Source organism: Sphingobacterium sp. ML3W (assembly GCF_029542085.1).
Taxonomy (GTDB): Bacteria; Bacteroidota; Bacteroidia; order Sphingobacteriales; family Sphingobacteriaceae; genus Sphingobacterium.
The window spans coordinates 4,246,667-4,262,421 of record NZ_CP107036.1; the positions used below are offsets into that span (position 1 = coordinate 4,246,667).

A 15,755-nucleotide genomic window follows, 5' to 3' on the forward strand; every position below is an offset into this window, starting at 1 on the left:
TTTAAAAAAACTTTTGATAGTGTAAAAAATACACTATATTTGTGTCATCATAATTTAGGTTTATAATTGGTTATTTAAGGTTTTCATTCTCCCCGATTGAAAACCTTTTTTTTGCCCCTAAATAACGAACTACCATCGTCCACCTGCACCGCCGCCACCCGAAGAGCCACCGCCAAAACTTCCACCACCGCTACTACTAGAACCACCACCACCGGAGCTGCTCGATGAAGACCGCACTTTAACAGGTATGGTATGCTCACCATGGGAGACGCGATGTCCACAGTTCTTGCATTTATCAAAACGTTCCTCAAGTCCTTGCGAACTATAAGTTGCGGATCGGATCGTCCGTGAAAGACCTGTCTCAAATGTACGGTAATGACATTGCGGACAATCAATGTACCCTGCATTTTCATCCCAGGGAACCAACTTGGTTTCATTGCTATTCTGATCTACCCAGATCTCATAAGACCGACTGCCAATTTTTTCTTCCAAAAGCTGTCCTTTATCCAGGTATGCACTTTCCCGCGTAGAATCATCATCTTTGTTCATACGCAACCAACGTCCCGAACCATCCGGTGGAGTCAATCGAAGTTCATTTTTTCGAATCCGTTTATTTATTCCAAAGAGATCAAACAGTGCCAATGGACTTAACAGTAAGGGAACGAGTCCCCAAACACGAAATTTACGCAGAGCTTGCTGGATATTCTCCTCATCACGATAGGAATTGACAATCTGCGTACGGCTCGCATTATATTTCATCGCCAATGTGATACTGCCAAATATAAAAATAAAGTAAGGAAGGTTCTTCCATTGATAAACGACTTCAAAGTTGTTCAATGCAAAAGCACATATAAACACACTCGCAAACATCAACATCCCCATACAACCACAGCCGCTGACCAGTGGTGGGAAATACTTACTTTTCTTGGTCAGTTGTCCCTTTATCGCGCGGGTCACCTCCCCCAGCCAGATATAACAGATGGCAAATAAAGCCAGTACCAAAAGTGAATTTCGCAGGATAGGACTTCTGAAGCTCCAGATCGGAGTTGCTTCAGGCATCAGGCGCTCCAATTCAGCCTTGCTATCAGGTGACATCAGGATCGTTTTGATAAACTGTGAAGCCTCAAGAACGCCCTGATCATAATTTCCATTTCGAAAATTAGGTACCAGATACTTCTCACCGATCCGCTTTAAATAGGAATCAGGCAAGGTACTTTCCATCCCATAACCCGTAATAAAACGATATTCCCTTCGGTCTTTCGCGATAAATAATAATAAACCATTGTTACTTTCTTTCTTACCTATACCCCAGGTATTAAATAATTTGAGTGCAAATTCAAAATCGCTGTCACCGACATAGTCATTGACCAATACAATGGCAAATTCACTTTTAGTAGCTGCCTCGATCTGTGTGGACAGACCATCCAGTTCAGCGACCGTGCCTGATGACAAGATCCCATCGGGATTGGACACAAAATAGTCTTGCCCTTTCTGCTTCGGACTAGGTATATTATCTACAGTATACTGTGCCAATACCGGAACAGCATTTAAACAGCAGCTTAGCCAAAATAAAAGGAAGATATAGAGTTGATGTGATCTATGCATATTTTTTTAGAATAACTCAAACAACAAAATTTGGTTCATTGTCACGATATTAAGAAAAAAAAATCAAACAAAGGTTTCCTTCAAAAAAAAGCCCATAATCAACCGATTATGGGCCTGTATAATTCAATATTCGTTTGAGCAATTCATGTAATGGCAATAGGATACTTTCTCATTCGCTGTCAATGACCAAGCCCGTGTAAAATCAAGACACCGATCAATCCAATAACAGAAACGAGCGTTTCCATCACCGTCCATGAGCGAAATGTGTCCTTCATGCTCACTCCAAAATAAGATTTAAACATCCAAAAACCCGGATCATTGACGTGTGAGAACATGAGACTGCCCGCTCCAGTCGCTAGCACCATTAATTCAGGAGTAACATCTCCTGCTTGCACAATGGGGAGCATAATGCCCGCTGCCGTGAGCCCAGCAACGCTTGCCGAACCGATAACTAAGCGAATGATACCGGCTATCAACCATGCAAGCACAAGAGGCGACAAGCTAAGGTCTGCGGTTAGGTCAGCGATGTAGTTGGCTACACCACTATCTACCAAAATTTGCTTGAAGGCGCCTGATGCTGCAATGATAAAAAGGATCATCATTATCCCACGAATTGCTTCTTCCACACTTGCTGACTGCTCCCGCAAACTTTTGCCTTGGCGGATACCCATCGTGTACATCGCCACTAGCGATGCAATCATTAAAGCCACCACCGGATCACCCAAGAAACGTAGTGCCGTCAGCCAAGAGGAGCCTTCTGGGAATAGTAGATGTGCAAATGAACCAAAAGCAATTAAAATTATTGGAAACAGCCCTGTAAATATACTAATTGCAAATCCGGGAAGCTCTTCCCTATCTGCTTGATTTTGCTCAGGAAAAAACTCGGCCGGTGGGTTGGTCGGAATACGCTTAAGCATCCTGCCAAAGAGTGGCCCACCGATAATTATGGCAGGAATTGCCACAACAACGCCATAGGCCATTGTTAAACCTATGTCCGCATTGTAGGCAAGCGCTATGGCCGTAGCTCCCGGATGTGGTGGCAAATAACCGTGCGTCACGGACAGCGCTGCCAACAATGGCATAGCTACGTAAAGCAAGGGCATTTTATTGGAAGCACATACCATGAAAACAAACGGTACTAAGACAATAAAACCGACATTGTAAAATAAGGGAATTCCTACTAAAAAGCCTGTGAGAACCATTGCCCAAGGTAAGTTCTTTCTGCCAAATACAGCCGTGAGTACTGTTGTAATCTTTTCTGCAGCACCACCCTCTGCCATCAACTTACCCAGTAAAGACCCGAAGGCCAACAAAAGTGCCAACTGGCCCATGGTACTGCTCACTCCGGTTTCAACAGATTTAAGGATATCCATAGCGTTCATATTCATAGCAAAACCGACCGCAATAGAAGTTATCAGTAATGAAAAGATCGTGTTTAACCTGACAACAGTGACTAAAAGAAGTAGTAAAGCTACTCCCAAAATAACGATGATTAGAGGCATAATAATTTACATCTAGTTAAAACTCACCTTCCAATATATGGTACAGGTGTTCAAATTTCTGGAAGTTCTTCATATATACCGCATGATTCTCTTCACTCGGTTTGTAATAGTGCTCGGTATCTTGTTTTCCCTCCGCTTGCTTGTTGTTTACGGTAGGATCACCCCTCTGTATACCCAATGCTTCCAAGCCTATCAATGCTGCTCCCCATGCAGAGCTTTCTACCGTATTTTTGGTGAATACAGGTTTATTGAAAATGTCTGCAAGCATTTGCACCCACAACGATGAACGCGCTAAGCCGCCGCTTGCAAAGATCGTATGAATGGGACCGGTATTCTCCTCTAATGCGATTCCTACACTGTAAATTGCAAACAACATTCCTTCCATCATTGCCCGTGCGAAGTGCGCCCTGCCATGATGCAGCTGTATTCCAAAATAAACGCCTTTTGCATTGGAATTCCAATGTGGTGCCCGTTCACCAGTTAAATAGGGCAAGAATATCAAGCCCTCTGCCCCGGGAACGACGGAGTCGACCAAAGCATTTAACGAGGCAGAAGAATCTCCATCCGTTTCCATTTGGGTAAAATTATCTCGAAACCAGTTGCGTAATACACCTCCATTGTTAACCGCGCCACCAATTATATATTCATTTGGTCTCAGTAAGTAGGTAAATAGCCTTTGTTTTTTTTCTTGATTTGCCTGCGAACTTGCTACGCGAATAGCGCCACTGGTACCGACAGTTACCGAAGCCACCCCAGGACTTATAGCCCCTACCCCGAGATTAGCCAAACAACCATCGCTACCACCTATAACAAAAGGGGTATCTTCAGGGATGTGCATCAAGGCCGCAATTTCTCGGTTAGGCATATTTAAAATATAATCGACCGGAACTGGTGATGCTAGTTGCTCTTCCGATATGCCCGTCAATCTTAACGCCTGATCAGACCATGTTAGCTGATGTATGTCGAAAAGCCCTGTTGCCGATGCAATGGAATGATCGACCACATAAACTCCAAAGAGCCGGTAAAAAAGAAATTCTTTGATACCGATAAACTTGTGCGACTGAGCAAATAATTTTTGATCGTTAGACTTTATCCACATTAATTTGCAAAGCAAAGACATGGGATGTATTGGTGTGCCCGTATGTTGATAAAGCTGCCTGCCCGCCTCACTTGCCTCCAAGGCAACCGCAATATCCTCGCTTCTGCGATCTGCCCATATCATGCAATTGCTAAGTAGCTTTCCCGCCGAGTCAACAGCGATCAGTCCGTGCATAGCACTGCTCACCGAAATGCATACGGGTTTCAGTATCTCGGCGCTAGATTGCTTTAAGCTAATCATTACATACCTAATAGACTCAATACATGCAGCATAAACAATCTCCGGATCTTGCTCGTACCAGCCTTCCGACGGGTTTAATATGGGATAAGGTATACTATGCTGCGACAAGATGCTACCTTCGTCGTCAAATGCAACAGCTTTCGCAGATGATGTCCCAATGTCTAATCCAATGATCATAAATAAAATTGATGTTTAGGAGAACTCAATATACGGATTATCTGTTGGTTTACCCGGTCTGGAGAAAATTATTTCCCCTAATGCACATCGTCCTATTGATCAGGAAGGTATCTTTCACACACTTTGGGATTAAGGAAAAAAAGCTTGAAGATTCGATTTAATCTTCATTTAAAATGCAAAAAAGCGGCTTTTTTATATAAAGCCGCTTTTTATAACTGAGCCTCCTATCAGGATGAGCAACTGACTTACTGATTAACAAGTCAGTTGCTCTACCAGCTAAGCTCAGGAGGCTTAGTTTACAGATAAAGTTTCTGATTTCTGTACTGCAAATATCGGGATTTGAACAAAAACTTGTAGCGTATGATTATATGAGATAGACTAACAGAATACGTTTACACTCTGTTGATTTAGATGCTATCGCTCAATATCCTTCAAACTGCTCATTTTCTTATATTCCAGGAATCCTTTTATATCTTCAAAATGCTCACGCACGCGCTTATTTCCAAACTCAAATACCTTTTCTGCTAAGCCGTCCAAGAAGTCTCGGTCGTGTGAAACAAGGATCAATGTACCATCAAAATCCTTTAAGGCATCTTTGATAATATCCTTGGTCTTCATGTCCAAATGGTTGGTAGGCTCATCGAGGATCAATACATTCACTGGCTCCAAAAGAAGTTTTATCATGGCCAGACGAGTTCGCTCTCCACCAGATAATACCTTAACCTTTTTTGTCGTGTCATCACCACTAAACATAAAAGCACCCAAAAGATCTTTCATTTTAACACGCACATCACCTATTGCAATTTGATCGATCGTATCAAAAACAGTCAATTCACCATCGAGCAATGCTGCTTGATTTTGAGCAAAGTAACCGATCTTGGCATTATGCCCCACCTTCAATGTACCCTCAAAATCTATTTCACCCATAATCGCTTTGATCATGGTCGATTTACCCTCTCCATTTTTACCGACAAATGCAACTTTTTCGCCGCGTTCAATCACCATATTGGCTTTATGGAATACCACATGCTCATCATAGGCCTTGGTAAGCTCCTCCACAATGACAGGGTATTGACCTGACCGAGGTGAGGGGGGAAATTTCAGGCGCAAGGCCGAAGTATCTACTTCGTCAATTTCGATAACTTCCAATTTTTCCAACATCTTTACACGCGACTGCACTTGTAAAGTCTTGGAGTAAGTACCTCTGAAACGATCAATGAATTCCTGATTGTCAGCAATAAAACGTTGTTGCTCCTCATAAGCTTTCAATTGATGCTGACGTCTTTCCTGACGCAACTCCAAATAGTGGCTATACTTAGCTCGATAGTCATAAATACGACCCATCGTTACCTCGATGGTACGGTTGGTGATATTATCGACAAAGGCTCTATCGTGTGAAATAACAATAACCGCCTTGGCAGAATTGACAAGGAAATCCTCCAGCCATTGGATACTATCGATATCCATGTGGTTGGTTGGCTCATCCAACAAAATTAGATCCGGCTTCTTCAAGAGTATTTTAGCAAGCTCGATACGCATACGCCATCCCCCGGAAAACTCCGACGTCTGTCTAGTAAAGTCAGAACGCTCAAAACCAAGCCCCTTCAACACCTTTTCTACTTCTGCATCGTAATTGACCTCTTCGATCGAATAAAACTTCTCGCTCAGTTCCGACACCCGCTCGATCAATTGCATATAATCATCAGACTCGTAATCTGTACGGATATTCAATTGCTCGTTCAGCTGCTCTAATTCATCCCGCATCCCATAGACCTCCTCAAAAGCCTTCGAGGTCTCCTCAAAGACTGTCACATGATCCTGCGTCAGTAAATGTTGCGGTAGATAAGCAATGACGGCATCTTTTGGCCCCGCCACATTACCTGTCGTAGGTTTACCCACTCCAGCGATAATTTTCAACAGGGTAGATTTGCCAGCGCCATTCTTACCCATCAATGCAATCTTATCATTCTCATTGATCGAGAAAGATACATCCGAAAAAAGAGTCGTTCCCCCAAAGGAAACAGAAATATTATTTACGTCAATCACTTTATGTACACTTAAATTTGTCACAAAGATAAGCGAATCAATCTTATAAATAGACAATGGATCATTTTTGTGTATCTTTGCGCCATGCGTTTTGATATTATTACGGTTCTACCAGATCTTTTGGAAAGTCCATTTGCGCACTCTATTTTGCAACGTGCAAAGAATAAGGGCCTCGCGGAGATATATGTACACAATTTAAGAGATTACTCAACAAATAAGCACAAAAGTGTGGACGATTACCCTTATGGAGGTGGCTCTGGCATGGTACTACAGATCGAACCCTTCGCTAAATGTATTGAACAATTACAGGCCGAACGGACATACGATGAAATCATCTATATGACTCCCGATGGAGAAACCTTCAATCAGGATATTGCAAACGGACTCTCGACAAAAGGTAACATGATGATTCTCTGTGGTCACTACAAAGGTATAGACCAACGCATCAGAGATATTTATGTGACAAAGGAAATCTCAATAGGTGATTATGTGCTGTCCGGAGGTGAACTTCCAGCGGCAATTGTTACAGACGCGATCATCCGCTTGATCCCCGGAGTTTTATCGGACGAAACCTCTGCGCTTTCAGATTCTTTTCAGGACGGATTGTTGGATGCACCAATCTATACACGCCCTGCAGAGTGGAAAGGGCACAAAGTACCCGATATTTTACTCAGTGGACATGAAGCAAAAATTGCTGCATGGAAGGACGAACAACAGCTAAAAAGAACACAGGAACGACGCCCTGATTTATTAAATGATTAAGAAATAAGGGGATTTTTTGTTTTTTTATCACAAAAAGTTTGGTTATTTATTTTTTTTTATAAATTTGTGTAATAATGACACGAAGATATACAAATACAAATTGGTGGTGGCCTGAAGCAATAAGCATCGGGAATCAATTGGTATTGTCATAATATTTCATAATCAACCAAAACCATTTGTGGAAATTCCAAACCCGATGCTAACCAGTATCGGGTTTTTTTTGTATAAAATTTATCATAACGAAGAAAAGAATAAAATGAAGTATAAATTCAAAACACAGAGCAGAAAGTTGCTTGCCGACACAACAACACCGGTGAGTATTTATCTTCGATTAAGGGATATCTTTCCAAATTCATTGTTATTGGAAAGCTCCGACTACCATAGTCGTGACAACAATATCAGCTATATCTGTTGCCAGCCTATAGCAGGGATTCAACTAGATGAGCGAGAGTTAACATTAACCTATCCCGGAAAAGAAAGGATTGTAAAAAATGCACAAGAAATAGAATTACGTCAGGAGGTATCCGATTTCAGGAATTCTTTTGAAGATTCTACGATAGCCGAACTGAACTTAATCTCCAACGGTCTATTTGGCTACTTTACATTTGATTGCATCGAACATTTTGAGGATATCAAACTGACAACACCTGTTGATCCGGCACGGAAAATACCGTTTATGCAGTATCATGTTTATAAGTATGTGATTGCCATAGACCATTTCCGTAATCAGCTTTATATCTTCGAACATCTTTTGGAAGATGAAGAGTCAGAACTGGAACGCATGCAATTCCTGATCCAGAACAAAAACTTCCCAGAGTATACGTTCAAATTGGCCGGAGAGGAAAGTTCCAACCGTACCGATGAAGAGCATCGCCAATTGGTCAAAAAGATGAAGGAACATATCCAACGTGGTGATGTCTTTCAAATCGTTCCATCCCGTGGCTTCCGAACACCATTCTCAGGTGATGAATTTAACGTCTACCGTGCATTACGTTCCATTAACCCCTCACCTTACCTATTCTATTTTGATTATGGTGACTTTAAACTGTTCGGTTCATCGCCTGAGGCACAATTGCGCATCCATGGCAAGCAGGCTACGATCTTCCCGATTGCCGGAACTTTCAAAAGAACCGGGAACATGGAGGAAGACCAGAAGATTGCCTCTAGACTAAAACAGGATCCGAAAGAAACCTCAGAACATGTGATGTTGGTAGACCTTGCCCGTAATGATCTGAGCAGACACTGTACTCAGGTTAAAGTGGAGTCCTATATGGAACCACAATACTACTCGCATATCATCCACTTGGTATCAAAAGTGACAGGGGTATTAAAAGATAACATCAATCCATTCGACATTGTAGGAGATACCTACCCTGCCGGGACGCTCTCTGGAGCTCCAAAACACATGGCATTGACACTCATTGACCGTTACGAGGGATTGCAACGTTCGTTCTACTCCGGAGCGATTGGCTTTATGGGTTTCAATGGCGATTTCAATCATGCCATCATGATTCGTTCATTCCTCAGTAAACAAAACACCTTGCACTATCAAGCTGGTGGTGGAATTGTACTGGACTCTGACCCTGAAATGGAACTTCAGGAAGTCAACAATAAAATAGCTGCTTTGCGAAAAGCATTACAATTAGCAGAAACGTTATGATCAGACCATTAGAATACTGTGTCAATACCCAACATATCAATGTTTCGATAGACACCATCGACAACCGCATCGTTGAATTGCTGGCTTTGCGAAAGACCTATCTCAATAAGGCAAAAGTATTGGATGATCATACCGATGCCGGGCAGCATATTATTAAAAATATCAGCAGCAATCAGGCGACACTGGCAAAAAAATTCGACCTGCCAGTGGAATTTGTTCAAGCGATATTTCAGGAAATAGATAATTACTTTAATCAGGACTATACAACAAGAGGCTATGAGCAACAATAAAATCGTCGTCATTGACAATTACGATTCATTCACCTATAATTTGGTTCATTTGCTACAGGAGTTGGGACAGGACTATGTGGTGTTGAGAAATGATAAATTCAAACTGGAAGATTTGGAAGCATTCGATAAAATACTTCTTTCCCCCGGTCCCGGGATTCCGGAAGAGGCGGGTCTATTGCTTGACGTGATCCGCACCTATGCTCCGCACAAAAGTATATTGGGCATCTGCCTGGGGCAACAGGCAATCGCCGAAGTATTCGGCGGCACACTATTTAATATGGAAAAGCCGCTGCATGGGGTCGCAACCAGCATTATTGTCACTGATGAATCCGAAAAGCTATTTCAGGACTTCCCGAAAGATTCCAAAATAGGACGCTACCATTCATGGGCTGTAAACAAAGAGACATTGCCAAGCACACTTAAAGTGACAGCCGTAGACGAGAATGGCATCATCATGGCACTGACACATACGGAGTATGATGTGCGAGGCATGCAGTTCCATCCGGAATCAGTATTGACAACAAATGGAAAAAAATTAATTGAAAACTGGTTATCTTAATACTCAACACAAAAAATGACTATACTCGATAAAATCATTGAACGAAAAAGAATAGAAGTAGAAAAGGCGAAGGCCTTAGTTCCATTCGAAGAGCTGTTGAACTATCCCTATTTCAATGTAGCCTGTCTTTCTTTACGGGAATCTATATTAGATCCTGAAAAAACAGGGATTATAGCTGAATATAAACGAGCATCACCTTCAAAAGGAGATATCAACAGTACGGCAAAGGTCGAAGATGTTGTCAAGGCGTATGAAGAAGCCGGTGCCTCGGCGGTTTCTGTGCTAACCGATGGGGAGTTTTTCAAGGGCAATCTTGAAGATCTTTCCAAAGCAAGGGAAGCAATTAACATCCCTATTTTGCGTAAAGAATTCATCGTCGATAAATATCAGATTACTGAGGCCAAGGCATATGGTGCCGATGTCATCCTTTTAATAGCAGCCTGCCTCAAAAAGGAAGAAGTTCAGGAGTTTGCCGCATATGCACATCAGATCGGACTCAATGTATTGCTTGAAGTACACAATGAACAGGAACTTTTGGATAATCTTTTCGACGATATTGATGCCATTGGTGTCAATAATAGAAACTTAAAAGATTTTTCCGTAGATCTAAACCATTCGTACGAGCTGTTGGATAAAATTCCATCCAAATATATTAAAGTTTCTGAAAGTGGTATCTCTAATCCCACAACTATCAAATCATTGAAAAAGGCTGGTTTCCAAAGTTTTCTAATCGGTGAAAATTTTATGAAAACCACAGATCCGGGGAAAGCGATCAAGGATTTCGTAAAAGAAATTTAGAAATTATTTAAAACGAATCTAAATAAGCCTATCTTTGCGTCAGAACAAGCAGAGAACTGGTATTTTGGAAAAAGATTTTTTTATTATAGATAAAGCAGGTTTTGAGCAAATATATCTTCAACACTGGGAAGGTATGTTTGCCTTTTGCCTGAGCAGTATCAAAGATGAAGAGCATTCCAAGGAAATCGTACAGGATGTTTTCAAATCACTTTGGGAGCGACGTGAAGAGCTTCGTCTCATAGAGGTGGAACGGTATCTGATCAGATCAGTAAAGCTCAAAACATTTGAATACATCCGCAATAAAGTATCACGACAACAACACCTGGACAATATTTCAAATACAAGAGAAGAATATTACGTAGATAATTCGCTGATCGCTGATGAACTAGCCAAGAAGATATCAAATCTGATCGATAGTTTGCCCAAACAATGTAAAAATGTATTTCGCATGAGCAGAGAACAGGGGCTCACCAACAAGGAAATTGCACATAAGCTCTATATTTCTGAACGAGCGGTAGAATATCATATTTCACGAGCATTGAAAACATTAAAAACAGAACTAATGGAATATATATCCTAAATTTAGCTATACAAAAGAAATCCTGTACTTTTGTCAGGAAGTATATCATATGAAAATAGACCATAAACTCATAGAGAAATATCATTTAGGCCAATGCTCTCCCGCAGAACAACTTCTTGTGGAGGAATGGTTATTGGATGATACCCTCGATTCGGAGCCCTTGTCTATTTCCATCACTAAAAAAACAAAATTAGAAACGGATATCTGGGCCGAGCTGAACAGCCATATTGATCAGTCCGAAGCCCCAACAATAGTGCCTCCTAAAAAATATAGCTTTAAATATATTGGAATAGCAGCCAGTATTGTATTTTTACTCTGTTTTGGTTTTTATCAATTCAGCAAGGATGCCGAAAAAGCTGCCGCCATCTTTGATAACAGAACTAGTGCTGGACTGAAGTATATTAACCAGAATAGTTATAATATCATCTTGGGTAAAAATGCACGGGCTGAGATCAATACGGATACCGGGGAATTCAAAACCTCAGGCAATATGATGTTCATTCCCAAAAAAAACTTTGCATTTAGCTTTTCTGGAACAGATAAAAAGAGGGAGCTCAAACATGGGGAAACATATTTTGTATTAAAACCACAAAAAAATGGCAAGCAGGTAATAATCTCCAAATCGGAACTTACCTTTTTAGCCCCTACCATCCAACACGAACTGAAAATACAATTTAATATCATCTAAATAAGAAGAACTTCAATTAGTCCATACACTCATGCTATCCAACCGCTTCACGCTATTCTTATCCTTGCTATTACTCCATTTAGTAATAAGCTGTAGAACGGAGGATGGGGGCAGAAATATCGACGGGAAGTACAGTCTCTATACGATGAATAAAGATCTCGGAAACACGATCATCACCTCAAATACCGTTGATAGTGGAAATCTAACCATTTCAAAAAATGGCATCGACATTCCGACACAACAATTCGATCGAAGCATCATCGTTAAGGACAAGCATTTTTATTTTTTAAGAGCGGGAAAATTCAAAAAATATACACTTGAATCAAATGGATTAAAGGAAATTGCACAGGTGGCTATGCAAGATCAGCATATTGAAAATATAAACTGGCTTGATCGAGACACATTACTCCTATTTACTTCGGACAACAAAACAAACCGTCGGCTATGGATCTATAAAATTACTGTCAACGATTTCAAAATCAACCAACAGCAAGAAGTAAAACTACCTTCGGCCTCAGCGGATTTTAAGATTCTTTCCGTCGGATTTGGTACCATACACCAACAACGGTTATTGATTGGCTATACCTTTAATAAAGTGATTAACGAGACTGACTTTACCACAATAGATACAATGTATATTGCGACACTGGATAAGACGACTTTACAATTAGAAAATATACAAAAAGATACTCGTTCTTCTTACCCCGGAGGAGTCAATACTGTTCAATCTTATAGCTTTCATGACGAAAATGGCAATTTCTATTTTATGTCCTGCCCCGGTATTGCACTAGGCAACAGCCCATCAAAACCTACCGCAATTTTCAGAATTGATAGCAATTCCACCCACATTAACCCTACTTATTTTCTCAATCTAACAGCCAAAACGCACAATCATGCTTATGGCATGTGGTATTTGGGCAACAATCAGGCTATCGTCCGTAGTGAACGTAGAGACCGATACACCGACTTTAGCGATCATCATTCCACCTATCAATTTGAGTACTATGTGGTCGATCTTATCAGCCAAACCACAACAAAATTAAACCTACCTTTCGACAAGGGGACACGCAAAGAATCCGTTCTCGTCGAAAATGGGAAAGCCTATATCACCATAGACGACGCAAAGGATCAGCATCAAGTTTGGATCTATAATATCAAATCAAAAAATATTCAGGTTGGTCTTACCCTAGATCAAGCGACCGATTTTATTGTCAGAATAGACCGACTACATCAAATTTCCAACTGATATTCAGCACATTAAAAAATAATAATTTTTATTTACTTATTTGACCTTCGGTAGATTTAGAGTTACGCAACTTCTCTATGTGTAATTAATCTAAATAAAGTAATGTCAAAATTTAAAGTAGTATGGTTATTCTTTTTCCTAATCATATCATTTCCTTCACATTCCCAACAACTAGCCGAAGTCAAAGGTAGTGTTACCAATACATCAAACGAGCCTATTCATGGGGCAACAATTGTCCTATCAGGTACAAATAAAGGAGCCAAAGCAGACAAAAATGGTTTTTTCAAAATAAGCGGAATCTCTTTCGGTAATCATCAGGTTACAATTTCCGCTGTCGGATATCAGACTATAAATCGGTCAGTAACCTGTAGTAAAAATGTTATTGATCTATCTGGAATACAAATGACCCCAGATCAAAAAATCATGACGGAAGTTGAAGTTATAGGTCGATCCACGACAAGTGAAGTAACACGACAACCTTACAATGTCTCTGCAATAGATGCAAAAAAACTGTACAATACGACTTTAGATATCGGGCAGGCACTTAATAGAGTTTCGGGTGTACGCTTGAGAGAGTCTGGCGGTGTTGGATCAAATATGTCTTTTAGTATTAATGGATTTTCCGGCAATCAGGTCAAATTATTTCTGGATGGTATTCCGATGGACAATTTTGGTTCATCATTTCAATTGAATAATATCCCGATCAATTTTGCCGAGCGTGTAGAAGTGTATAAAGGCGTTGTTCCAGTATGGCTGGGTGGCGATGCCTTAGGTGGTGCTGTGAATATTGTCACGAAAAATACCCCTGGTAAGTACATTGATGCTTCTTATTCTTATGGTTCCTTCAACACACATAAAACTGCGGTAAATGCAGGATACATCTCGAATAAGGGATTAACGATGACCTTGTCGGCCTTCCAAAACTATTCGGACAACAATTACTGGGTGAATGTGCGGACGGCTGATTTTGAAACCGGAAAATATACCAAAGGAAGAAAAAGGCGTTTCCACGACACCTACCGAAATGAAACAATGATTTATAATATCGGAGTCTCCAACAAGAAATATGCAGATCAGCTACTTTTTGGAATCACACTGGGTGAAAACAAAAAAGAAATCCAGACCGGAAACCACATGGACGATGTTTATGGAGGCAGAGAAGCTCTGGGAAATATCATCCAACCCAGTGTAAAATACATCAAAAAAGATCTATTTGTAAAGGGACTAGATGTCAACATATTTGGTCGATACAATCTCGGTAAAGAACGCAGTCTGGATACAGTGAATAGAAGATTTACCTGGTCCGGAGAAAGTGAACCCAAAGATAAAAATAACCCTAATGCTCCCGGAGGTGAAAACGAACTACGCGATTATCGTTTTAACAATAACAATGGCAACTTCATTGCCAACCTCTCCTATGCGATCAATGAAAAACACCATTTTATGGTCAATCACCTATTAACAACGTTTGACCGCAAAGGAAAAGACATATATTACCCAGATCTCGAAATCAACAAGTTGCCGCGAAAAACGACAAAAAATATTACTGCACTAGGTTATCGTACGAATATAGCCGATCAATGGGATTTAAATGTATTTGTAAAAAATTACAACCAAAAAGGTAAATACTTTGAAGAAGTCAAGAAAAATGAAATCTACAAAAATGTAGAAACGACGGTCAATAAATTAGGTTATGGCTTTGCCGCTTCCTACTTTGTCAATCCAACCCTACAATTGAAAGCTTCCTATGAGAAAGCTTCCAGATTACCTGAAAACAACGAATTATTTGGCGATGCGCAAGACCTGAGTGCAAATCCAACACTTAAACCAGAGAATAGCCATAATATCAACGTCGGCCTCTCCTACACAAAAAAATGGAATGAGAACAACCATATCATCATAGATGCTAACTATACCTATAGAAATGCAACTGATTTTATAAGACTCTACATCAGCCCATTAAGCTCAAACAATAAAAGAGAGAGTAAATACCTCAATTTAAGGAGTGTACTCAATAATGGAGTAGATCTTAATCTAAAATATTTCTATAAAAATCAGTTTTCAATCGGTGGTAATCTAACCTACCAAAATATAATCAATAACACGAAATATGAGCCCGGTCAACTCGTAGAAAGCAGCGTTTACAAAGATCGCATGCCTAATATCCCATATTTATATGGTAATGCAGATGCTGCCTATTATTTGCACCACTTCGGAGGTAAACATAATACATTGACGATCGGTTACAACCTCCAATATATCCATGCCTTCTTTTTGGATTTTCCAAGTTTGGGCACACCAGCACAGCGTTTCATTATTCCCAAACAACTATCCCATGATGTCAACATTGTCTATGCGATGGCTTCGGGAAAATACAATGTTGCGCTGGAATGTAATAACCTAACCGACGCAACACGATACGACAATTTTGAAATGCAGAAACCTAGTCGGTCTTTCAATGTCAAATTCAGATACTTTATACGCAAAAAATAACACACAATTT

13 protein-coding genes are annotated in these 15,755 nt (G+C 40.5%); 9 read left to right on the plus strand and 4 right to left on the minus strand.

Annotation, left to right across the window (positions count from 1 at the left end):
* Positions 1–129: 129 nt before the first annotated feature.
* The 4 genes from OGI71_RS18040 to OGI71_RS18055 all read right to left on the minus strand — a co-directional run bounded on the left by OGI71_RS18040 (position 130) and on the right by OGI71_RS18055 (position 6,669).
* Positions 130–1,605 carry a TPM domain-containing protein gene (locus OGI71_RS18040; protein ID WP_282250800.1) on the minus strand — a complete coding sequence of 492 codons (1,476 nt, stop codon included), beginning with the start codon at positions 1,603–1,605 and terminating at the stop codon, positions 130–132.
* Positions 1,606–1,784: 179 nt separating this feature from the next.
* Positions 1,785–3,107: a gluconate:H+ symporter gene (locus OGI71_RS18045; protein ID WP_282250801.1), complete on the minus strand. Its 1,323-nt coding sequence runs from the start codon at positions 3,105–3,107 to the stop codon at positions 1,785–1,787.
* 16 nt (positions 3,108–3,123) lie between these two features.
* Complete coding sequence (locus OGI71_RS18050; RefSeq protein ID WP_282250802.1) at positions 3,124–4,623, minus strand: gluconokinase; 1,500 nt, start codon at positions 4,621–4,623, stop codon at positions 3,124–3,126.
* Between the two features lie 414 nt (positions 4,624–5,037).
* Positions 5,038–6,669 (minus strand): ABC-F family ATP-binding cassette domain-containing protein, encoded by a 1,632-nt coding sequence (locus OGI71_RS18055; protein ID WP_282250804.1) that lies wholly within the window; start codon positions 6,667–6,669, stop codon positions 5,038–5,040.
* Positions 6,670–6,753: 84 nt separating this feature from the next.
* Here OGI71_RS18055 and trmD point away from each other — a divergent pair, with 84 nt between their 5' ends.
* From trmD to OGI71_RS18100, 9 genes are all read left to right on the plus strand, one after another.
* Positions 6,754–7,431, plus strand: a complete 678-nt coding sequence (trmD, locus tag OGI71_RS18060; RefSeq protein WP_120261795.1) for a tRNA (guanosine(37)-N1)-methyltransferase TrmD — start codon at positions 6,754–6,756, stop codon at positions 7,429–7,431.
* A 256-nt stretch (positions 7,432–7,687) separates the two neighbouring features.
* Complete coding sequence (locus tag OGI71_RS18065; RefSeq protein ID WP_120261796.1) at positions 7,688–9,091, plus strand: anthranilate synthase component I family protein; 1,404 nt, start codon at positions 7,688–7,690, stop codon at positions 9,089–9,091.
* On the plus strand, positions 9,088–9,381 hold the full coding sequence (locus OGI71_RS18070) for a chorismate mutase (RefSeq protein WP_120261797.1): 294 nt from the start codon (positions 9,088–9,090) through the stop codon (positions 9,379–9,381). Before OGI71_RS18065 ends, OGI71_RS18070 begins: the two co-directional genes overlap by 4 nt.
* The gene (locus OGI71_RS18075) at positions 9,368–9,940 is read left to right on the plus strand and encodes an aminodeoxychorismate/anthranilate synthase component II (RefSeq protein ID WP_282250808.1); all 573 of its coding nucleotides are present in this window, start codon (positions 9,368–9,370) and stop codon (positions 9,938–9,940) included. The genes OGI71_RS18070 and OGI71_RS18075 overlap by 14 nt, the downstream gene beginning before the upstream one ends.
* Positions 9,941–9,955: 15 nt before the next feature.
* Positions 9,956–10,738, plus strand: coding sequence for an indole-3-glycerol phosphate synthase TrpC (gene trpC, locus OGI71_RS18080; RefSeq protein ID WP_282250810.1), 783 nt, complete (start codon positions 9,956–9,958; stop codon positions 10,736–10,738).
* A 34-nt stretch (positions 10,739–10,772) separates the two neighbouring features.
* Positions 10,773–11,318: an RNA polymerase sigma-70 factor gene (locus tag OGI71_RS18085; RefSeq protein WP_282250812.1), complete on the plus strand. Its 546-nt coding sequence runs from the start codon at positions 10,773–10,775 to the stop codon at positions 11,316–11,318.
* Positions 11,319–11,367: 49 nt separating this feature from the next.
* Entirely contained in the window at positions 11,368–12,006 is a 639-nt protein-coding gene (locus OGI71_RS18090) for a hypothetical protein (RefSeq protein ID WP_282250814.1), read from the plus strand.
* A gap of 145 nt (positions 12,007–12,151) precedes the next feature.
* Positions 12,152–13,252, plus strand: a complete 1,101-nt coding sequence (locus OGI71_RS18095; protein ID WP_282250816.1) for a DUF4374 domain-containing protein — start codon at positions 12,152–12,154, stop codon at positions 13,250–13,252.
* Positions 13,253–13,354: 102 nt separating this feature from the next.
* Positions 13,355–15,745, plus strand: a complete 2,391-nt coding sequence (locus OGI71_RS18100) for a TonB-dependent receptor (RefSeq protein ID WP_282250818.1) — start codon at positions 13,355–13,357, stop codon at positions 15,743–15,745.
* Positions 15,746–15,755: the final 10 nt, after the last annotated feature.

Bases quoted from the DNA above. Each gene is read 5' to 3' on its own strand.
- OGI71_RS18040 (WP_282250800.1), bottom strand. From the start codon at position 1,605: ATGCATAGATCACATCAACTCTATATCTTCCTTTTATTTTGGCTAAGC.
- OGI71_RS18045 (WP_282250801.1), bottom strand. From the start codon at position 3,107: ATGCCTCTAATCATCGTTATTTTGGGAGTAGCTTTACTACTTCTTTTA.
- OGI71_RS18050 (WP_282250802.1), bottom strand. From the start codon at position 4,623: ATGATCATTGGATTAGACATTGGGACATCATCTGCGAAAGCTGTTGCA.
- trmD (WP_120261795.1), top strand. From the start codon at position 6,754: ATGCGTTTTGATATTATTACGGTTCTACCAGATCTTTTGGAAAGTCCA.
- OGI71_RS18065 (WP_120261796.1), top strand. From the start codon at position 7,688: ATGAAGTATAAATTCAAAACACAGAGCAGAAAGTTGCTTGCCGACACA.
- OGI71_RS18070 (WP_120261797.1), top strand. From the start codon at position 9,088: ATGATCAGACCATTAGAATACTGTGTCAATACCCAACATATCAATGTT.
- OGI71_RS18075 (WP_282250808.1), top strand. From the start codon at position 9,368: ATGAGCAACAATAAAATCGTCGTCATTGACAATTACGATTCATTCACC.
- trpC (WP_282250810.1), top strand. From the start codon at position 9,956: ATGACTATACTCGATAAAATCATTGAACGAAAAAGAATAGAAGTAGAA.
- OGI71_RS18090 (WP_282250814.1), top strand. From the start codon at position 11,368: ATGAAAATAGACCATAAACTCATAGAGAAATATCATTTAGGCCAATGC.
- OGI71_RS18095 (WP_282250816.1), top strand. From the start codon at position 12,152: ATGAATAAAGATCTCGGAAACACGATCATCACCTCAAATACCGTTGAT.
- OGI71_RS18100 (WP_282250818.1), top strand. From the start codon at position 13,355: ATGTCAAAATTTAAAGTAGTATGGTTATTCTTTTTCCTAATCATATCA.